The organism is Arthrobacter humicola (genome assembly GCF_039531445.1).
GTDB classification, from domain to species: domain Bacteria; phylum Actinomycetota; class Actinomycetes; order Actinomycetales; family Micrococcaceae; genus Arthrobacter; species Arthrobacter humicola.
Map to the genome: position 1 here is coordinate 114,504 of NZ_BAAAQB010000025.1, position 19,387 is coordinate 133,890.

17 protein-coding genes are annotated in these 19,387 nt (G+C 67.9%); 7 read left to right on the top strand and 10 right to left on the bottom strand.

Features of this window, described 5'->3' with window-relative positions; genetic code table 11:
- Window positions 1-35 precede the first annotated feature (35 nt).
- The 9 genes from ABD243_RS07795 to ABD243_RS07835 form a co-directional block, all read right to left on the bottom strand.
- Window positions 36-419, bottom strand: coding sequence for a RidA family protein (locus ABD243_RS07795; RefSeq protein WP_091249516.1), 384 nt, complete (start codon window positions 417-419; stop codon window positions 36-38).
- An 83-nt stretch (window positions 420-502) separates the two neighbouring features.
- Window positions 503-1,006: a GNAT family N-acetyltransferase gene (locus ABD243_RS07800; protein ID WP_344363988.1), complete on the bottom strand. Its 504-nt coding sequence runs from the start codon at window positions 1,004-1,006 to the stop codon at window positions 503-505.
- Window positions 1,007-1,105: 99 nt separating this feature from the next.
- On the bottom strand, window positions 1,106-1,948 hold the full coding sequence (locus ABD243_RS07805; RefSeq protein ID WP_116766104.1) for an inositol monophosphatase family protein: 843 nt from the start codon (window positions 1,946-1,948) through the stop codon (window positions 1,106-1,108).
- On the bottom strand, window positions 1,945-4,284 hold the full coding sequence (gene ligA, locus ABD243_RS07810) for an NAD-dependent DNA ligase LigA (RefSeq protein WP_344363992.1): 2,340 nt from the start codon (window positions 4,282-4,284) through the stop codon (window positions 1,945-1,947). The genes ABD243_RS07805 and ligA overlap by 4 nt, the downstream gene beginning before the upstream one ends.
- 67 nt (window positions 4,285-4,351) lie before the next feature.
- Window positions 4,352-5,140, bottom strand: a complete 789-nt coding sequence (locus tag ABD243_RS07815; protein ID WP_344363994.1) for a PP2C family protein-serine/threonine phosphatase — start codon at window positions 5,138-5,140, stop codon at window positions 4,352-4,354.
- A 163-nt stretch (window positions 5,141-5,303) separates the two neighbouring features.
- Window positions 5,304-6,614 carry an adenylate/guanylate cyclase domain-containing protein gene (locus ABD243_RS07820; RefSeq protein WP_344363997.1) on the bottom strand — a complete coding sequence of 437 codons (1,311 nt, stop codon included), beginning with the start codon at window positions 6,612-6,614 and terminating at the stop codon, window positions 5,304-5,306.
- Window positions 6,604-7,203 carry a PH domain-containing protein gene (locus tag ABD243_RS07825; protein WP_344363999.1) on the bottom strand — a complete coding sequence of 200 codons (600 nt, stop codon included), beginning with the start codon at window positions 7,201-7,203 and terminating at the stop codon, window positions 6,604-6,606. Before ABD243_RS07825 ends, ABD243_RS07820 begins: the two co-directional genes overlap by 11 nt.
- A complete protein-coding gene (locus tag ABD243_RS07830; protein ID WP_344364001.1) occupies window positions 7,196-8,137 on the bottom strand; it encodes a biotin--[acetyl-CoA-carboxylase] ligase in 942 nt (313 codons plus the stop codon). Before ABD243_RS07830 ends, ABD243_RS07825 begins: the two co-directional genes overlap by 8 nt.
- 186 nt (window positions 8,138-8,323) lie before the next feature.
- The gene (locus ABD243_RS07835) at window positions 8,324-9,214 is read right to left on the bottom strand and encodes an SDR family oxidoreductase (protein ID WP_344364002.1); all 891 of its coding nucleotides are present in this window, start codon (window positions 9,212-9,214) and stop codon (window positions 8,324-8,326) included.
- A gap of 204 nt (window positions 9,215-9,418) precedes the next feature.
- Between ABD243_RS07835 and ABD243_RS07840 the strand changes: the two genes are divergently transcribed.
- From ABD243_RS07840 to ABD243_RS07855, 4 genes are all read left to right on the top strand, one after another.
- Window positions 9,419-11,002 carry an acyl-CoA carboxylase subunit beta gene (locus ABD243_RS07840; protein WP_344364005.1) on the top strand — a complete coding sequence of 528 codons (1,584 nt, stop codon included), beginning with the start codon at window positions 9,419-9,421 and terminating at the stop codon, window positions 11,000-11,002.
- Window positions 11,003-11,007: 5 nt separating this feature from the next.
- On the top strand, window positions 11,008-11,259 hold the full coding sequence (locus ABD243_RS07845; RefSeq protein ID WP_175460409.1) for an acyl-CoA carboxylase subunit epsilon: 252 nt from the start codon (window positions 11,008-11,010) through the stop codon (window positions 11,257-11,259).
- A gap of 88 nt (window positions 11,260-11,347) precedes the next feature.
- On the top strand, window positions 11,348-13,048 hold the full coding sequence (locus ABD243_RS07850) for a DUF885 domain-containing protein (RefSeq protein ID WP_425547155.1): 1,701 nt from the start codon (window positions 11,348-11,350) through the stop codon (window positions 13,046-13,048).
- Window positions 13,049-13,316: 268 nt separating this feature from the next.
- Window positions 13,317-14,771 carry a dicarboxylate/amino acid:cation symporter gene (locus ABD243_RS07855; RefSeq protein ID WP_344364007.1) on the top strand — a complete coding sequence of 485 codons (1,455 nt, stop codon included), beginning with the start codon at window positions 13,317-13,319 and terminating at the stop codon, window positions 14,769-14,771.
- A 99-nt stretch (window positions 14,772-14,870) separates the two neighbouring features.
- Here ABD243_RS07855 and ABD243_RS07860 read toward each other — a convergent pair whose 3' ends face one another.
- Window positions 14,871-15,431, bottom strand: coding sequence for a Clp protease N-terminal domain-containing protein (locus ABD243_RS07860; protein WP_344364010.1), 561 nt, complete (start codon window positions 15,429-15,431; stop codon window positions 14,871-14,873).
- Between the two features lie 239 nt (window positions 15,432-15,670).
- On the opposite strand from ABD243_RS07860, the gene ABD243_RS07865 reads away from it, so the two are divergent.
- Genes ABD243_RS07865 through ABD243_RS07875 form a run of 3 tightly spaced genes read left to right on the top strand, consistent with a single transcriptional unit; the run spans window position 15,671 to window position 19,384 of the window.
- Entirely contained in the window at window positions 15,671-16,069 is a 399-nt protein-coding gene (locus tag ABD243_RS07865) for a YbjQ family protein (protein ID WP_116766095.1), read from the top strand.
- A 56-nt stretch (window positions 16,070-16,125) separates the two neighbouring features.
- The gene (locus tag ABD243_RS07870) at window positions 16,126-16,827 is read left to right on the top strand and encodes a TetR/AcrR family transcriptional regulator (RefSeq protein WP_344364014.1); all 702 of its coding nucleotides are present in this window, start codon (window positions 16,126-16,128) and stop codon (window positions 16,825-16,827) included.
- A 1-nt stretch (window position 16,828) separates the two neighbouring features.
- Entirely contained in the window at window positions 16,829-19,384 is a 2,556-nt protein-coding gene (locus ABD243_RS07875) for an MMPL family transporter (RefSeq protein WP_344364018.1), read from the top strand.
- Window positions 19,385-19,387 lie beyond the last annotated feature (3 nt).

The following is a 19,387-nucleotide window of genomic DNA, read 5'->3' on the forward strand; positions in this document are numbered from 1 at the left end:
CGCCAGAGTCCCGCCCGGCCCGGGCTCGAGCGCTTCTAGCTGGCGCTCTTCTGGGCGACGAGTTCGATCTCGACGAGCATCTTCGGGTCCAGGAACGGCAGCACATGGACCAGGGAGAGCGTCGGGCGGATGTCGCCGAAGACCTCGCCGTGGGCGCGGCCGGCCTCTTCCCACTTGCTGATGTCCGTCAGGTACAGCTTGGACTGCACCACGTCTTCGAAGGCGAAGCCGGCCTCGGCCAGCACTGCCCCGAGCTTCTGCAGGATGTAGCTGGTCTGGGTGTAGAAGTCCTCGCCCACTATGCCGTCCTCGCCGCTCGCGGCGGTGGCGGAGATGTAGAGGGTGTTGTCCACCTGGACGGCCCGGGAATAGCCGAGCGTCTGTTCCCAGGTGGAGCCGGTGCCGAAGGTTTTGCGCATGGGGTGCCTTTCGCAGTTGCCGCAGGGATCGGCACAACTCTAGGGCGGATGGCCGGCAGGCCGATAAAACGCGCGCTTTTGTGTCAGAGGGCCTGGCGGTAGACGAGCAGTTTGATGTCCGTGCCCGGCACCAGCCAGTCACGGTCCGGTGCCCGGACGAAGCCGGTCTTGCGGTAGAGGCCGTGGGCGCTTTCCCAGCTGATGCCCGTAGTGAGGGCCACTGCGTGGATTCCCGGCAGGGACCTGGCGTGTTCGATGATGGCCTGGACCATGGCCTTGCCGGCGCCGCTGCGCTGGACAGCCGGGTCCACCACGAGCATGCGGAACTCAAGCTCGTCGCTCCGGGCGATGTCCGCATAGGGTTCCCCCGCGACCGCCAGTGTCACGGATCCGAGGATGCGGCCGTCGCGCTCGGCCACCCAGATCGTCGCGTCCGCCGCCCGCGTGGTGACGTCCTGGATCTGCCGCATGTAGGGGTGGTCGGCGCTCTCAAAGTAGCCCGCCGCCAAGTAGGCGTCCCGGGTGATGCGCGCTATGGCGTCGAAGTCGGCCGGAACGGCGGGGCGAATGAGGATCTGCGAAGGCACCTGTCAATGGTACGGGTGGCCGACACCGGCTACGTGCGCAAGGGCTGTTTCCGTGACTGAACTATCACTATTGCCGGGACCCGGCGTGAGGAGCACCCGTCAGAGCGGAAACTTACCGGAGAGTTCCAGCGAACCGGCGCACGTCCAGGCTGCCAGACGCTCGTCGTCGGACGGCCCGCCGGCCAGCGGGCTGGTGAGCCGAGGCCGCCGCACCCAGCAGCCGGCCTCCTCCGCGATCAGCGCACCGGCGGCGAAGTCGTGCTCGTTGAGCCCGCGTTCGCCGTAGGCGTCGTGGGTGCCGTCCGCCACGAGGCACAGGTCCAGCGCCGCCGAGCCCAGGCGGCGCATGTCCGCGAAGCCGTCCATCAGGCCGCCCAGGCCGCCGGCCTGTTCGGCCCGGACCCCGGCATCGTAGCTGAAGCCCGTCGCCAGGATCTGTCCGGTGCGCCCGGGGACGGGACCGAGCAGAGCCGTCAGCCGGCCCTGCTCCTCGAGCCAGGCCCCCTCGCCCCGGGAGGCGAAGTAGGTGCGGCCCAGCGCCGGGGCGCTGACGACGCCGGCCAGCCAGACGCCGTCGGGGTCGGCCACCGCCACGGAGGTGGCGTAGTAGACGATGTTGCGGATGAAATTAGTGGTGCCGTCGAGGGGATCGATGGACCAGCGGTAGCCGCTGGGCTCCGTCGGCAGGACCGTCCCGCCCTCCTCCCCCGTGATGATGTCGTGCGGCCGGGCGGCGGTGATGACGTCCCGGACGGCGGCTTCGGCGGCGAGATCGAAGGCCGTCACCCAGTCTCCCGAGTCGCCCTTGTTGCTGACGTCGAGGGCGGCGGCCTTCCGGGTGGCCAGGACCGCGGCACCCGCGGCTGCGGCCGATTTGGCCAGTTCCAGCAGCGCCGCCGTGCCGGGCTCGGCATCGGGCGGGACGGAGGGGTGGGAGCTCATTGAGCCGCCGCCGAGTCGAAGCCGGGGGTGTCGCCGTCGTCGTCTTCCGAGTCAAGGTCCGGGTCAAGCTCCGGATCCGTGTCGCTGTCGGCCGCACCGGCCGGGCCGTTGGCCAGCAGTGCCCGGAAGCCGTCCTCGTCCAGGACCGGGACACCGAGCTGTTCTGCCTTGTCCAGTTTGGTGCCTGCGTTATCGCCAGCCACCACGTAGCTGGTGTTCTTGGAGACCGAGCCGGCCGCCTTGCCGCCACGGATCAGGATGGCCTCCTTGGCCTCGTCACGGCTGAAACCCTCGAGGCTTCCGGTGACCACGACGGTCAGCCCCTCCAGGGTCCGGGGTGTGGACTCGTCGCGCTCGTCGGCCATCCGGACACCGGCGGCGGCCCAGCGGTCCACGATGTCGCGGTGCCAGTCCTCGGCGAACCATTCCGTCAACGCCTGGGCAATCACCGGGCCCACGCCGTCCACGCTGGCGAGCTCTTCCTCGGAGGCCTGCCGGATGGCGTCCATGCTGCCGAACGCGGTGGCGAGGGCGCGGGAGGCGCGCGGGCCGACGTGCCTTATGGACAGCGCCACCAGGACACGCCACAGCGGCTGGGACTTGGCCTTCTCAAGTTCGCGGAAGAGCTTGTCCGTGGTGGCCGTGGGCTTGGACGGGGTCTTGGTGGTGGCCTTGGTATAGAAGTAGGGCACGAGTTCGAATTCGCCGGTGGCCACGCCTTTGGAGCGCTTCTCCCGGCGGACGCGGACGTCCGCGAGCTGCTCCGGGGTGAGCTCGAACAGTGTCGCCTCGGTGGTCAGCGGCGGCGTTTCGGGCTCGGCGGGCTGGGTCAGGGCGATCGCGGCTTCCCAGCCGAGGGCCTCGATGTCGAAGGCGCCGCGGCCGGCGAGGTGGAAGACGCGTTCACGCAGCTGCGCCGGGCAGGATCGGGAGTTGGGGCAGCGGATGTCCACGTCCCCTTCCTTCCCGGGGGCCAGCGGCGTGCCGCAGGCCGGGCATTCGGTGGGCATTATGAAGTCGCGGACGGGCGGGTCCTGCTGGTCGCGGAGCGCCAAGACCGGGCCCACAATTTCCGGGATGACGTCTCCGGCCTTGCGCAGCACCACGATGTCGCCGATCTTAACGCCTTTGGTCTTGACCACTTCCTGGTTGTGCAGGGTGGCCATTTCCACGGTAGAGCCGGCGACCTTGACCGGTTCCATGATCCCGTAGGGGGTGACCCGGCCGGTGCGGCCGACGTTGACGGCGATGTCCAGCAGCTTGGTGTGCACTTCCTCCGGCGGGTATTTGTATGCCACGGCCCAGCGCGGCACGCGGGAGGTGTAGCCCAGGGCGCGCTGCGTGGCGAAGTCGTCCACCTTGACCACAATGCCGTCGATCTCGTGCGTCAGGCTATGCCGTTTGTCCCCGTAGCGCTTGATGAAGTCCAGCACGTCCTGCAGCCCGGCGAGGACCTCGAAGTACGGGCTGGTGGGCAGGCCCCATTCGGCCAACTGGCGGTAGGAGTCTGACTGGCTGACCGTCTGGAGTCCCTCTCGGGCGCCGATGCCGTGGACGTACATCCGCAGCGGCCGTTTGGCGGTTTCCGCCGGGTCCTTCTGCCGCAGCGAACCGGCGGCGGCGTTGCGCGGGTTGGCCAGCGGCGCCTTGCCGGCCTCGATCAGGGCCTCGTTGAACTCCGCGAACGCCTTGGACGGGATAAAGACCTCGCCGCGGACTTCCATTTCCGCCGGGAAGCCCGTGCCGCTGAGCTGCTGCGGGATTTCCTTGATGGTCAGGACGTTGTGCGTGATGTCCTCGCCGGTGGTGCCGTCGCCGCGGGTGGCGGCCCGGACCAGCACGCCGTCGCGGTAAAGCAGGTTGACGGCCAGGCCGTCGATCTTCAGTTCGGTGAGCCACGCCGGCGGGTTGCCGCCGTTGCCGATCTTGGCGACGGACGCCTCGGCCTTGGCAATCCAGGCCTCAAGCTCCTCGAGGGAAAAGACGTCTTCCAGGCTGTACATGCGCTGCAGGTGTTCGACGGCGGCAAACGCGGCGGACACCTCGCCGCCCACTTCCTGCGTGGGCGAATCGTTGGCCACAAGCTCCGGATGCATGGCCTCGAGGGTTTCCAGCCGCCGGTAGAGCTCGTCAAACTCGGCGTCGGAGATGATCGGCGCGTCCTCCTGGTAGTACGCAAAACGATGTTTGCGGACCTCCTCCACGAGGTCTTCGTACTCCGCGCGGACATCCCCGGACGGGACCTGCTCCCCCGCGGGGCGTTCAGGATCCGTGACGTGCCCCTGGGCTTCGTCGGCTGCTTTTTCAGTCTCTGCTGCGGTCTTTCCTGTGCTCACAGACCTATCCTGCCCTAGATCATTGCCATTGTCCGATCAGCAGGCTGTCCGGCCGGCAGCCCGCCGGTCAGACGGGCGTATCCCCGACGGCGGTCCGGGCATCGACCACAATCGCGGTGACGTTGTCCCGTCCGCCGCTCCGCAGGGCGGCCTGGATCAGTTCGTCGACCGCCGCCTGGGGGTCCGGCTCGGATCCAAGGATGCCGGCAATCCGCTCGTCGCTCAGTTCCCCGTTGAGCCCGTCCGAGCACACCAGCATCCGGTCACCGTCCTCGAGCGGTATCAGCCAGTAGTCGGCCTCGGATTCGTCTCCCGTGCCCAGCGCGCGCGTCACCACATGCCGGCGCGGATGGACGGCGGCCTCGGCTTCGGTGATCTGGCCGGCGGCCACCAGTTCCTGCACTTCAGAGTGGTCCACACTGACTTGGGTGAGGCCACCGTGGCTGAACCGGTAGGTGCGGGAATCGCCGATGTTCAGGACCAGCCAGTACGGGCCGTCCGGCTGCTCCACCACTATGACGCCGGAGAGCGTGGTTCCGGCGCGGGAGTCCGTGGCCTGGCGGATGCCCTCGTCAGCTATGAGCAGATAGTCCTGGACGAGGCCTGCCGTTGCGTCCCGGCTGCCGGTCTTCACCTGCGGAAGCTCCGCCAGGGTGCGCACGCAAATGCTGCTGGCGACTTCGCCTGCCTCGTGGCCGCCCATGCCGTCGGCCACCGCGAAGACGGGCTCGGCGGCAATGAAGGAGTCCTCGTTCATCTCACGGCGCAGGCCCCGGTCCGTGCCGCAGCCCCAGCGCAGGCGCGGTCCCCGCGCCCCGTCCGAAGCGGGAAGCGGGGCGTCTGAGGTAGGGTTCATGGCCGTCCTAGCTGAAGTGGTGCTCGCGAAAGTTGGCGGCGGTCACACACCCGGCCGGGTGGCAGCTGCCGGTCCGACTATTGCATATGCGCCGCACAACTGAGAAGCCCGTGCCCTTAGTCCTGCGCGTGGCGGGTGATTAGCGCTGCGCTTAGTCCTGCGTTCAGTCCAGGACGAGGCCGCGGCCGCTGCCGGGCTGCAGCTGTACCGGGTGGATTTCGCCGAAGCCGCGGACGTCCTCGGCCGCGCGGGGCACCAGGACGAAGCGTTCGTCGTCCTCCAGGGCGGCCGCGGTCATGGAATCCACCAGCACGGTGCCGGGATCTGCGAGGGCGGTCAGGCGGGCGGCGAGGTTGACGGTGGGTCCGTAGATGTCCCCCAGGCGGGACAGGATTCGGCCCCAGACCATCGCCACGCGGGCCTGCGGCAGGATCTCGTCCTCCGTGAAGGCCCGGGACAGGGCCAGCGAAATCTCGGCGCCGGCCGCTGGTGTTTCGGCGATGTAGAGGACTTCGTCGCCCACCGTCTTGACCAGCCGGCCGCCGCCGACGGAGATGATCTCGGCGCATTTGTTCTCGAAGCGCTGCACCAGCTGGGCGAGCGTCTTCTCATTCATCCGCCGGGACAGGCTGGTGTAGGACACCAGGTCCGCGAAGCCTACGGCCCGCGCCAGGGGCAGCGGCGCGTCGTCCTCGTCGCCTTCGCGGCCCTCTTCGCTGGACTGCAGCCCGGCTTCGGCCCGGACGGCCAGGCGCTGGACGCCGGCGTTGAGCTGGCGGCGCCAGGAGTAAACGAGCATCTCCTCAAGGGCGTCAATGAGGTTCGGCAGCTCGCTGACAAGGCGCTTGCGGGCCACGGCATCCGGCACTCCCTGCTTCTGGACCATGTCCTCGACGAGGGCCTCGATCTGCCACACCACCATCCGGTCCGTCATCTGGCCGATGGCCCGCGTGATGGAAATGGCGGCTTCCTCCGTGAGCTTGCCGGCACGCACCAGGTCCACGATCGTGGACAGGGCGGACTGGTCGCGTTCGGTGAACGCGACGTCTTCATCACCGAGGTTGGGAAAGCCGAGGGCGCGCCAGAGTTTCCGGGCGGACAGCAGCGAAAGCCCGGCACCGGCGGCGACTTCACGGCGTTTGAGCTTGCGTTCGCCGCCCAGCAGACGGGCTTCGAGGGCCTTGGCGGCGAGCCGTTCGGCGGACATGGTTCCGGTGGGCGGAGCGACGGGTTCAGCGGCATCGGCCGCGGCCGGTTCGGCGGCCGGGTCAACGTGCGCGCTGGCGTCGGCGGGCTCTACGACGGCGGGAGCGTCGTCGATGCCGGCGGCACCGGGTCCGGAGCCGCCGTCGTGGGTGGCCTCAGGCGTTGACGCCGGGGTGACGGCTGCCGGCTCCGAGATGGCGTCTTCGGGTTCCCGGGGCAAATCCGGGGCGGCGAGGTCGGTGTCCTGGTGGACGTTCTCAGCGTTCATCTCTTCCACCTTCTCTCATCTCCCACGGCAAGTCCTCGCCCGGGTTGTTCGTCGTGCCCTCGGCCCCGAAGGCGTCGCCCCTGGGGAGATCGCCGATGGCGTCAAGAATGAAGTTTCGGAATGTCGCGACCTCTGGAACGTCGGGAACCTTGGTTCCCAAGGGGTACCCGGTCTCCAAGGATATATTCCCGGAGCGCAATAGGCGCTGCAACAACGATTGCTCAATGGCCACATGGCGGACTGCGGCGAGCGGGATCTGCTGATCGCGCCGCCGTAACATGCCGTAGCGGGTAACTAAGCGCTGGCTGGTCAGGATGTAGCGCGTGGCCTGCCATGTGATGACCCGCGGGAGGCAATAACCGAGCAGGACCCACGCCGCCAGCCCCAGGCACACGGCGATCAGCCAGGGCGTCCATTCCTGGGGGATGAGGGGCACAAGCTTCGCCGGGCCGCCCTTGACGACCCAGGCGCAGGCGTACGCGGCCAGTGCCGGCACCACAACGAACAACAGCGCCGGGACAATCAGCATCCTGGGCTGGGGCCGGGTTACAACAATCACTTGCTCACCCGGCAGGAGCACTTTACGCATAACCGCTTTCTGCTCCGCCGCGGCCGCCTCCACCCTGTCCGTCTGCTGCCGCCGGGTTCCACGGCCTCAAGTGCACCACGTCCCCGGCGGTCACCACATGTTCATGGCCCGTCGCGTCAACCACCAGGAGCGAACCGTATTCGTCCAGGCGCGTGGCGTGGCCGATGATCTCGTGGTCGCCGGGCAGCTGGGCGCGGACCTGCTTGCCGAGAGTCGTCAGCAGGTGTTCCACCCTCTTGTGCAGCGAAGGGCCGCCGGCCATCCCGGCGGCGGGGTCGCCGTCGGCGTTGCAGAAGCTGCGGTACAAGGTGGCGAAGCGGGACAGATAGCTCTTCAGGAGTTCTGTCCGGTCCACCGTGTCCGGGTTCTCCAGCAGCACGGACGTGGCGGTGGGCACCGGGAGTTCCGGCTCCGTGAGGGTGACATTCAGACCGGTGCCGAGTATGACCGGCGGCGTGCCGACGCCGCCGAGCGGGCCAAGCTGGGCCAGGATTCCGGCGATCTTCTTGCCGCGCACCAGGACGTCGTTGGGCCACTTGAGTTCCGCCGGAATGCCGGCGGTTTCCGTCAGGGCTTCCCGCAGGGCAAGGGCGGCGAGCAGGGAGAGCCACGAGTAGCTGTGGGTCGGCAGCGGCCGGCCGGTCGCGTTGACCGGACGCAGCACGAGCGAGACGGAGACGGAGCTACGGGCCGGGGCCTCCCAGTGCCGGTCGAGCCGGCCGCGCGCAGCGGTCTGGTATTCGGCGGTGAGCACCGACAGGTCCGGCCAGGCGCCGGGATCCTCGGTCACGCCGCGGAGGAGATCGGCGTTGGTGGAGCCGGTGGTCTCCACCACGGTCAGGCGCGGAATCCCGTTGGCGGACAGGAAAGCCTCATCGCTGAGGGCGTTGAGGTCCAGCGGCGGACGGTCCGGGGTTTCCTGCACGGCTTCCATCCTTGAATCCTACCGAGGAAAGCGCGCCCCGGCTCCGGCCACGTTCACTCACGCACCTCCGCTGGTACTCCCCACCTTTGGCCGGCGCGCGCGGCGTGTCGGCCCGACACACCGGAGATTCCCGGCGTCGGGTCCGCAAACGAGGGGAATTTCCGCGGGGGATGCCGCCGAAAACACTCAGCAAGCTCAGAGGAAGATGTCCGGGACCAGCCTGCCCTCTGGCGCGCCGAGGCTATACGGGCTGAAGTCGGTCACGCCGGCCGCCGCGAGAACCTGCTCGTCGGTGTAGAAGTTGCCGCTCCAGCTGCCGGATTCCGGTATCGCGTTGCTGGCAGTCAGCACGGCGTGGGCCGCGTCGGCCATGATCTCCGGGCCGCGGGCGCCTTTGACGATCATGTCGCCGCCGGGCATGTTGCGGATCGCGGCGGTGTCGATCAAGGTGCAGGGCCAGAGCGAGTTGACGCTGATGCCGTCCACCTTGAGCTCCTCGGCCAGGCCCAGAGTGGTTAGGCTCATGCCGTATTTGGCCATGGTGTAGGCCAAATGCATCCCGGCCCATTTGGGGTCCAGGTTCAGCGGCGGCGAGAGCGTCAGGATCTGCCCGGCCTCTGACTCGCGCAGCGCGGGCAGAGCCAGCTTGCTCATCAGGAAGGTGCCGCGGACGTTGATGTCCTGCATGAGGTCGTAGCGCTTCATGTCCAGGGCGTCGGTCTTGGACAGGTCGATCGCCGAGGCGTTGTTGATCACGATGTCGATCCCGCCGAAGCGTTCGACGGCGGCGGCAACCGCGCCGGCGACGTCGGCGTCGTTGCGGACATCGCCCACCAGCGGCAACGCCCGACCGCCGGCGGCCTCGATCTGTTCGGCGGCGGTGTAGACGGTGCCCTCCAGCTTGGCGTGGGGCTGTCCGGTCTTGGCCATCAGGACGATGTTGGCGCCGTCCCGGGCCGCGCGGAGCGCGATGGCCAGCCCGATGCCGCGGCTGCCCCCGGAGATGAGGATGGTGCGGTCCTGAAGGGAACCGGCGGCCTGGTACGGCCCTGCAGCGGCGCCCGAAGCATCATTGCTTGAAGTCATGAGCCCACTCTAGCCGACCAATGTTACTGGCCGGTAACAAGGAGGCGCGGGAGCGTTGCGGCGCGAAAATTGTAGGTTCCCTACAGCGGCACCGGCCAATACCGTCACTAGACTTGCCAGCAGAGCCCTGCTTTTGTGGATTCCAGCCAAAGGAGCCAGCGGGCCGGGCACCGAACAACCTAGCAACAGAGCCGGAGACACTTGATGAGCCACGATCTGACCACGACTGCGGGAAAGCTTGCAGATTTCCGCGACCGCCAGGCCCGTGCCGAGCAGCCCTCCGGCCCGGAGGCAGTAGTCAAGCAGCACGCACGCGGCAAGAAAACCGCCCGCGAGCGCATCGACCTCCTGCTGGATGCCGGCTCGTTCGTCGAGTTCGACGCGTTGGCCGTGCACCGCTCCACCGCGTTCGGCATGGAGAAGAAGAAGCCGCTGGGTGACGGCCTCGTCTCCGGCTACGGCACCGTGGACGGCCGCCCGGTGGCCGTCTACAGCCAGGACTTCTCCGTCTACGGCGGCTCGCTGAGCCAGGTCAACGGCGAGAAGATCGTCAAGGTCCAGGAATTTGCACTGCGCAACGGCTGCCCGGTGGTCGGCATCCTCGACGGCGGCGGTGCCCGCATCCAGGAGGGCGTCGCCTCCCTGGCGATGTTCGCGGACATCTTCCGCAACAACGTCCACGCCTCCGGAGTGGTCCCGCAGATCTCCCTCATCATGGGCCCCTCGGCCGGCGGTGCGGCCTACTCCCCCGCTCTGACCGACTACGTGGTCATGGTGGACAAGACCTCGCACATGTTCATCACCGGCCCGGACGTCATCAAGACGGTCACGGGTGAAGACGTGGACATGGAGACCCTGGGCGGCGCGCGCCAGCACAACGCCAACACCGGCACCTCGACCTACCTGGCCTCCGACGAGGCCGACGCTGTGGAGTTCGTCCGCGAACTGCTGGACTTCCTGCCCTCCAACAACCTCGCCGAGGCCCCGGTGCTCGACCACCAGCAGGAGCTGGAGATCGACGACGACGACCTCGCCCTCGATACCCTGATCCCGGACTCGGCCAACCAGCCCTACGACATGCGCAAGGTCATCGAGCAGATCGTGGACGACGCCCACTTCCTGGAGATGCAGTCCCTCTACGCCCCGAACGTGATCATCGGCTACGGCCGTGTGGAGGGCCACACGGTCGGCATCGTTGCCAACCAGCCCATGCAGTTCGCCGGCACTCTGGATATCGCCGCGTCGGAAAAGGCCGCCCGCTTTGTCCGGCACTGCGACGCCTTCAACATCCCCATCATCACCCTGGTGGACGTCCCGGGCTTCCTGCCGGGCAAGGACCAGGAGTTCCAGGGCATCATCCGTCGCGGCGCCAAGCTGCTCTACGCCTACGCCGAAGCCACCGTGCCCAAGCTGACCGTCATCACCCGCAAGGCATACGGCGGGGCCTACATCGTGATGGGCTCCAAGAAGCTCGGCGCGGACCTCAACCTCGCCTGGCCCACCGCCCAGATCGGCGTCATGGGCGCCCAGGGCGCGGTCAACATCCTGTACCGCCGTGAACTCGCCGCGGTGGCCGAGGCCGGCGGCGACGTCGAGGCCAAACGTGCCGAGGTGATCCGCCAGTACGAGGAAGAGCTGCTCAACCCCTACCAGGCGGCCCAGTTGGGCTACGTGGACTCGGTTATTGCCCCGTCCGAGACCCGGGTGCAGATCATCAAGGGGCTGCGCGCCCTCCGGGACAAACGGGCCGCCCTGCCCGCCAAGAAGCACGGGAACATCCCGCTGTGACCCCCGTGCACGAACCCGCTGAACCGCTGGAACCGGCTGAGCAGCCGGGCAGCGATGCGTCGCCGGCACTGCTTTCCGTCGTCAAGGGCGAGCCGACGCCGGAGGAGCTGGCGGCGCTGACCGCCGTCGTGCTGTCCATGGGGCAGGCCCCGCAGGCGGCACCGGAAGCTCCCGGCGTCCGGCACTGGGTCCGCCGGCAGCAGCTGCGGCTCGCGCCCAAGCCGGGTCCGGACGCCTGGCGCCGCAGCCTCGGCTAGCCGTTCGGCCAAGCGGCCCGGCTGGGCCGCCACCGAAAAAAGTTCAGCGAGTCTTTCATAACCGCGACGGCCGGGCTAGTCTCGTCGGGTGACTACCGAAACCATAGCCTCAGACAACTCGGCCCCCGCGCGCCAGCAGACAGCTATTGACGCCGTCGCCGACGCCTACACGGACACCCTCATCCGGCTTAACCCGAGCTTCGCCACCGAGCTCGGCCTGCCCGGGCACGAGACCGAATACCCGGACTTCTCCCCCGCCGGACACGAGGAATTCGCGGCCGCGGCGCGCGAGGCACTCGCGGCGCTGGACGGTCTGGAGCCGGTGGACGACGTCGACGCCGTCACCCTCGACGCCATGCGGGAGCGGCTGGGCCTGCAGCTGGAAATCCACGAATCGGGCTGGGACGCGGCCGACCTGAACAACATCGCCTCGCCGTCGCAGGACATCCGCGCGATCTTCGACCTCATGCCGACGGATACGGCCGATCAGTGGGACCACATCGCCGGCCGGGCCCACAACGTCCCCGCCGCGATCGACGGCTACATCGAATCGTTGCGCTCGGCGATGCAGGACGGCAAGGTGGCCGCAGCCCGCCAGGTATCGATCGTGATCGAGCAGGCCACCAAACACGCAGCCGACGACGGTTTCTTCGCGAACCTCACGGCCGGCGCCACGACTGCGGACGGCCCGCTCCCGCCGGAACTGCAGTCCAAGCTCGACGCCGGCACGGCGGCCGCCCGGGTGGCCTACGCCCGGCTTGCGGGATTCCTCGAGTCCGAACTCCTGCCCGTCGCCCCGGCCAAGGACGCCGTCGGGCGCAGCCGCTATGCGCTGGCCTCACGGTCCTTCCTCGGCGCGACCGTGGATCTGGAGGAAACCTACGCGTGGGGCGTGCAGGAACTGGACCGCCTGATCGCCGAACAGGAACGGGTGGCCGGGGAAATCCGGCCCGGCGCCACGATCGAGGAAGCCAAGGAGATCCTGAACAACGATCCCGCCCGCCAGCTCAAGGGCACCGACGCCCTCCAGGCCTGGATGCAGGAACTCTCCGACAAGGCCGTGGCGGAGCTCGCCGGCGTCCACTTCGAGATCCCGGACGTCATGAAGACGCTGGAGTGCAAGATCGCCCCCACCGATGAAGGCGGCATCTACTACACCGGCCCCTCGGAGGACTTCAGCCGTCCGGGCCGGATGTGGTGGTCCGTGCCTGCCGGTGAGGACACCTTCACTACCTGGGCCGAAACCACCACCGTCTACCACGAGGGAGTGCCCGGCCACCATCTGCAGGTCGCCACCGCCACCTACCGCCGCGAGCTGCTGAACAAGTGGCGCCGGAGCGTGTGCTGGACCTCGGGCCACGGCGAAGGCTGGGCCCTCTATGCCGAGAAGCTCATGCAGGAACTGGGCTACCTGAAGGATCCGGGCGACCACATGGGCATGCTCGACATGCAGCGCATGCGGGCCGCCCGCGTGGTGTTCGACATCGGAGTGCACCTGGAGTTGGAGGTGCCCGAGCGTTGGGGGTCGGGCACCTGGACCCCGGAGAACGGCTTTGACTTCCTCCGCGCCAACCTGCCGATCAGCGAGGGGCAGCTGAAGTTCGAGTTCACCCGCTACCTCGGCTGGCCGGGACAGGCACCCTCCTACAAGGTGGGCCAGCGGCTGTGGGAGCAGATCCGGGCCGAGCTTGAATCCCGCCCCGGCTTCGACCTCAAGGCGTTCCACACCAAGGCCCTGAACATCGGCTCGGTGGGCCTCGACACCCTCAAGCGCGCGCTGCTGGGGTAGGGCGGTTCCCGGGAGCAGCCATCCTCCCGCCATCTCCCTAGCCTCGCAAGCCCGGCCAGGGAGATGGCGTGGGCCCAGGCGTGCTCGCTCGAACACCCCACCGTCCCCCAGGGGAGATAAAGGCCACACCGGAGGTTGGAATAACTTCACAATCGGGTAGTCTTCCGGCGTATTTCCTGGGATTGCGCGACCGGACCTAACAACTTGCCGCGTAATATTTCTCAACATCCTTTCGCCGTGCTATCGGCGCTGGTCCTAGCGTGTTCCGGTGAGCATTCAGACAAGCACCCCCGCATCCGCTGGAAAGACCGGGTTCCAGCTACCCAAATGGGCCGGTTCGTTCGGTTTCCAGATCATCGCCGCGCTGATCGTGGGCCTCGGCCTTGGCCTTCTCGCCAAGTACACGGGCAGCACCAAGGCGAACCCCAATGCCCTCGGCACCACCCTGCAGACCATTGGTTCGAGCTACGTATCGCTGCTGCAGACCGCCGTCGTTCCCCTCATCTTCACCGCCGTCGTCAGCTCCATTTCCAACCTGCGCGCGGTCTCCAACGCGGCCCGGCTCGCCTGGAACACGCTGCTCTGGTTCGCCATCACCTCGCTGATCGCCGTGCTGATCGGGATCGGACTCGGCGTGCTGCTGCAGCCCGGGGCCGGCACCGGCATCAACCAGGAAGCCAAGTACGCCGGCAAGTCCGGCGACTGGTGGGCCTTCCTCACCGGGCTCTTCCCCAAGAACTTCCTGGGCCTGGGCGCGACCACCACCGTCACCGACGGCGTGGCCACCACCGCGGTCAGTTTCAACGTGCTCCAGATCCTGGTGATCGCGATCGCCGTCGGAATCGCCGCACTCAAGGTGGGGAAGGCCGCCGAGCCGTTCCTAAACCTCAATGCCTCCGCCCTCGCCGTCATCCAGAAGGTCCTCTGGTGGATCATCCGGATCGCGCCGATCGGCACCGTCGGCCTGATCGGCAACGCCGTGGCCGTCTACGGCTGGGACACCATCGGCTCACTCGGCAAGTTCACGGTGGCCATCTACATCGGCCTGGCGCTGGTGCTGTTCGTGGTCTACCCCGTCCTGATCCGCAGCCACGGCCTGTCCGTCAAGCAGTACTTCTCCGGCGTGTGGCCCGCCGTGCAGCTGGCCTTCGTCTCCCGCTCCTCGATCGGCACGCTGCCGCTGACCCAGCGGGTGGCCGAACGGAGCCTGGGTGTCCCGCGCGCCTATGCCTCCTTCGCGGTGCCGCTGGGCGCGACCACCAAGATGGACGGCTGCGCCGCGATCTACCCCGCCGTCGCTGCGATCTTCGTGGCCCAGTTCTTCGGCATCCAGCTTGATTTCACCCAGTACCTGCTGATCGCGCTGGTGTCCGTGCTCGGCTCGGCCGCGACCGCCGGCACCACTGGCGCCGTCGTGATGCTGACGCTGACGCTTTCCACGCTGGGACTGCCGCTGGCCGGCGTCGGGCTCCTGCTGGCGATCGACCCGATCCTGGACATGGGCCGCACCGCCGTCAACGTGGCCGGTCAGGCCCTGATTCCTGCAATCGTGGCCAAGCGCCAGGGCATCCTGAACGAGACCCTCTACAACGCGCCGCGGAACGGCGATCCGTTCAGCGACGACCTCACCGACGCTTCCGCCGACGCTGTGGCCGCGCCGGATGCTGATCCGGCCTCAGCGCGGCCGACGGCGGAGCGCGAACTGGCGAACGCCACGGCCTAGCCGGTCCGGTCGGACAGGCAAAGTGCGACGGCGAAGTCCCCGGAATTTCCCGGAGACTTCGCCGTTTCTGCCGTTGACCGGGCTAGAGGGGGCTGGCCCTTAGCGCCCGCCGATCACGCCCTTTTCCGCCGCCTTGGTGACGGCATCCGCTTCAGCCTGGGTCAGGGTGCCGTCCTTGACGGCTTGGTCCAGCCGGGGCTTCAGCGCGGCCGCGTGCTGGGCCTGCTCCGCGGTCCGGATTTCCTCCAGGGCGGCCGTGACCTTGGCTTCATCGATGCCAAGGGACTTCGCCAGGGATGCGGCCAATGCCTTCTCCATCGCGGCGCGGTCCGGCTTCTGCCCTTCGGCCGGCGGGGTGGTCGGCTTGTTCGCGTCGCGGAAGGCCTTCAGGGCGTCGGTGACCTTGGCCTCGTCAACGCCGAGTTTGGCGGCGAGGTCCTTGACACGGGTGCCGAGCTCGGCGCCCGCAGGTCCATGGCCGTGGCGCCCACCGTGCATGCCGTGCCCGTCGGAAAAGGTGCCACCCGGGGCGCTGGAGCTGGGGGACGGGGTGGGGCTCGGCGTCGTCGTGGCAGAGGCCATCCCGGCGACTCCGAGCCCGGCGCCGAGTGCCACCGCCGCGGCCCCAAGGCCGAGCGCGATTTTGGTTGTGCGTGACATGTGTGTCTCCTGGATCTGCCGCGCGGTGACGGCTTTTTGTTGCTGACGGCTCTCCTTGGGAAGTCGGTACCACCAGCGTTTCCAGTCTGCACCCGCCTGAGCAGAGATAGCTGTCTCCCAGCTTTCAGGTTCCTGTGAATCCTGCTGTGAATCCGGCAACGGATCCCGGCCCTGGCGCAGACGTGAATCCCGCTGCATGGCTGCCCTCGCCCAGGCCCCAAAATGGATAGGCTCTGGGCATGCTGATCGTCACATCGAATGACATCCCGGGCCACCGGATCGACGCCGTCTTCGGCGAAGTCATGGGCCTGACCGTCCGCTCCCGGGACGTCACCGCCCAGGTCATGGCGGGCTTCCGTTCCTTGGGCGGCGGCGAGGTCCGGGAAATGACCCGGGCGCTCTACGACAGCCGGCAGCAGGTCATGGCCCGGATGGTCTCCGAAGCCGAGCAGCGCGGCGCCAACGCCATCGTCGCCATGCGCTTCGACACGTCAGCGATCGGGCCCAACTGGACGGAGATCTGCGCGTACGGCACGGCCGTCTTTGCCATTCCACTCTCACACAACGAGCCCGGAGCGACGGGCCAGTCGATCTACCTGACCGGCTCCGGCGACGCGGCCGGCGAACTCAAACCCTGAGCCTCAAGCCCTGAAAATACTTGCCCAGAGTGCAAACATGCACGTAGTGTAAGGGCGTGTCTTCACTACCATCCTCTGCCGGCGGCCAGGCTGCCGCATCCGGTGAACCCGGCGTCCCGTCACGCCGCGAACTAAATAAGGCGGCCACCCGGCAGGCCATCACTGATGCCGCACTAAACCTGCTCCGGTCGCGGGGCCCCGGAAACTTCACGGTGGAGGACATTGCCGACGCCGCCGGGATATCCCGCCGCACCTTCTTCAACTACTTCGGCAGCACCGAGGCGGCGCTGGCCTCGGTGACATTCGGATTTCTGGACACGGCGCTCCAGCAGTTCCGGCTGCGTCCGGCCGACGAACCTATCCTGGACTCGGCGCGGGCAGCCCTCGTTGAACTGGCCGATCCCATGACGGTTGCACCGGTAGCCGAGATCTACAGCCTGGGCCAGACCAATCCCCAGCTCAGCCGCTCCGAACTGGAAGCCTGGGACCACTGCACCGAACAAATCATCGAGGCCGCCCGCGAACGCTTTGCCCGGACGGCCGGCCACGACATCGACGAACTCTATCTGCGTGCCCTCGCCGGTTCGGTCATCTCCTGCGGCAAAGCAGCCCTGGACGTGTGGTTCGCCCGTTGCGGCGGCGACCTCAGCCCGGATTCCCTGTCCGTCCTGCGCCAGCTCCTGATCGAATCCATGGGCCTGCTGGGCTCCGGTTTCGCTTCCCACTCCCCCGCCACCCCTTCCCCAGATCGGCACTGACATGGCCCTATTGCTTTACCGTCTCGGCAAGTTCTCCTACCGTCACCGCTGGCTCGTCATCTCCCTCTGGCTCACCATCATGGTGGCCGTCGGTGGTGCGGCAGCCGCCTTCCACGGCACCCTGTCCAATAACTTCCAGATTCCCGGCACCGAAACCCAGCAGATGGCGGACAAGCTCAAGAGCGAGCTTCCCTCGTCCTCCGGCGGCTCCGCGAGCGTCGTGTTCGAAGCCAACGATGCCCAGTTCAGCCAGGCCGGAAAGGATGCGGTCACGGCTGCGCTGGCAAAGCTGAAGACGCTACCCGATGTCCAGGGCACAGTTGACCCGTTTGCCACCCAGGCGCAATTGGACAAGGCCGCCGCCGACCTCGCCGCGGGCAAGGAGCAGTCCGCTGCCGGCAAAGCCCGGCTGGACCAGGCCGCGGCCGAGTTGGCCGCAGGAAAGGCCAAGCTTGACGCTGCCGAGCAGCAGATGACGGCGGCCGGCATGCCGGCCGCCGTCATCGAGGCGCAGCTCGGCCAGCAGAAGGCGGCCCTCGCCGAAGGTCAGGCAAAGCTCGACGCCGGCACCAAGGAACTGGAAGCCGGCCAGGCAAAGCTGGCCCTGGGCACACGTCAGCTGGAGGCATCGAAGGGCCTGCGCTTCGTCTCCGAGGACGGCAAGGCCGCGATCGCGCAGATCCAGTTCAAGACCTCCATCAACGGCCTCAAGCCTGAGGTCCGGCAGGAAGTCCAGAACATCGTCAAGGAGGTTTCCGCCGCCAATGTGACCGCCCTGCCCAGCAAGGAGATCAGCGAGGACATTTCCGAGATCTTCGGCACCGCCGAAATTCTCGGCATCGCGGTGGCAGCCCTGGTCCTGATCATCATGCTCGGAACCCTGATCGCTGCCGGGCTTCCGCTGCTGATGGCCATCGTCGGCGTCGCCGTCGGTGTGGGCGGCACCTTCGCCCTCAGCGGCGCCATGGATATGAGCTCCATCTCCCCGATGCTGGCGCTGATGCTCGGCCTTGCCGTCGGGATCGACTACTCCCTGTTCATCGTCAACCGCCACCGCGGCCAGCTGCTCGGCGGTATGGACCCCGAGGAATCCGTGGCGCTGGCCACCGGCACGTCCGGCAACGCTGTGCTCTTCGCTGGCCTTACTGTCATCATCGCCCTCGCAGCCCTCGTGGTCCCCGGCCTTCCGTTCCTGGCCGTCATGGGTCTCTCGGCCGCCGCGACGGTAGCCGTCGCCGTCGTCGTTGCCCTGACCCTGACGCCCGCCGTCCTCTCCCTTGTGGGCCGGAAACTGATCTCCAAGCGAGCCTGGGCCAAGGCAGAGAAGCACAACGCCGCCCCGGGCCACGAGACCGAGGACCGGGCCCGCGACGAACGCCGCAGCACCCACGGCTGGGGTGGCCTCGTCACCCGGCACCCGGTCCTGACCCTGCTGGCCGGCGTCCTGCTGTTGGGCATCGTGGCGCTGCCGGCGAGCCAACTGCGGCTTGCCCTGCCCGATGCCAGCTCCGAGCCGGTCGCCTCGCCAGCCTTCAGGGCCTATGACGTGACCAAGCGAAGCTTTGGCGAGGGCATGACGGGCCCGATCATCGTGGTGGGCGACCTCCCCGAAGGACTCAGCGAAACCGACGCCACGGCCAAGCAGTTCGACGTCGCGGACATCCTGCGCAAGACCGAGAACGTCACCGCCGCCGTGCCCCTGGCCCTGAGCGAGGACCGCCGCACCGCCGTATTCCAGGTCATCCCGAACGAGGGTCCGGCCAGCGCGAGCACGGTCCAGGTCGTCTCCGAACTCCGGGCCGAAAAGGCCCAGATCAAGGACTCCACCGGGGTCAGCATCGGGCTCACCGGGCAGACCGCCGGCAACGTCGACGTGTCCACCAAGCTCGGTGACGCGCTGCCGCCGTACCTGGCAATCGTGGTGGGCCTCTCGCTGATCCTCCTGCTGCTCGTGTTCCGCTCTATCTGGGTGCCGCTGCTGGCCACCGGCGGTTTCCTGCTCTCGCTCGCCGCCGCGTTCGGTGCCGTCGTCGCCGTCTACCAGTGGGGCTGGCTGGGGGGCGTGTTCGGCGTCGAGAATCCGGGTGCCGTGCTGAGCTTCCTGCCGATCATCCTGATCGGCGTGCTGTTCGGCCTGGCCATGGACTATCAGGTTTTCATTACCTCGGGCATGCGCGAGTCGTTCATGCATGGTGAATCGGCCAAGCACGCGGTCCGCACCGGCTTTAGCCATGCCGCGTCCGTGGTCACCGCCGCCGCCATCATCATGGTCAGCGTGTTCTCCGGCTTCATCTTCTCGCACCTGAACATGGTCCGGCCGTTGGGCTTCGCCATGGCTTTCGGCGTGCTGGTGGACGCGTTCGTGGTCCGCATGACGATCGTCCCCGCCGTGATGTACCTGCTCGGCGAGAAGGCCTGGTGGCTTCCCCGCTGGCTGGACCGGATCCTGCCGGACGTCGATGTCGAGGGCGCCAAGCTCCACCAGCCGGCACACGCCGCGTCGGCCTCCACTGAGGCCGAGCCCGAAGCCGAGTCTGAAGAGGTCGCAGCACGCTGACGT

Excerpts from the sequence above, each read along its gene's own strand:
- ABD243_RS07795 (WP_091249516.1), bottom strand. The coding sequence starts at position 419 with ATGCGCAAAACCTTCGGCACCGGCTCCACCTGGGAACAGACGCTCGGC.
- ABD243_RS07805 (WP_116766104.1), bottom strand. The coding sequence starts at position 1,948 with ATGAGCTCCCACCCCTCCGTCCCGCCCGATGCCGAGCCCGGCACGGCG.
- ABD243_RS07815 (WP_344363994.1), bottom strand. The coding sequence starts at position 5,140 with ATGAACCCTACCTCAGACGCCCCGCTTCCCGCTTCGGACGGGGCGCGG.
- ABD243_RS07820 (WP_344363997.1), bottom strand. The coding sequence starts at position 6,614 with ATGAACGCTGAGAACGTCCACCAGGACACCGACCTCGCCGCCCCGGAT.
- ABD243_RS07825 (WP_344363999.1), bottom strand. The coding sequence starts at position 7,203 with ATGCGTAAAGTGCTCCTGCCGGGTGAGCAAGTGATTGTTGTAACCCGG.
- ABD243_RS07830 (WP_344364001.1), bottom strand. The coding sequence starts at position 8,137 with ATGGAAGCCGTGCAGGAAACCCCGGACCGTCCGCCGCTGGACCTCAAC.
- ABD243_RS07835 (WP_344364002.1), bottom strand. The coding sequence starts at position 9,214 with ATGACTTCAAGCAATGATGCTTCGGGCGCCGCTGCAGGGCCGTACCAG.
- ABD243_RS07840 (WP_344364005.1), top strand. The coding sequence starts at position 9,419 with ATGAGCCACGATCTGACCACGACTGCGGGAAAGCTTGCAGATTTCCGC.
- ABD243_RS07860 (WP_344364010.1), bottom strand. The coding sequence starts at position 15,431 with ATGTCACGCACAACCAAAATCGCGCTCGGCCTTGGGGCCGCGGCGGTG.
- ABD243_RS07865 (WP_116766095.1), top strand. The coding sequence starts at position 15,671 with ATGCTGATCGTCACATCGAATGACATCCCGGGCCACCGGATCGACGCC.
- ABD243_RS07875 (WP_344364018.1), top strand. The coding sequence starts at position 16,829 with ATGGCCCTATTGCTTTACCGTCTCGGCAAGTTCTCCTACCGTCACCGC.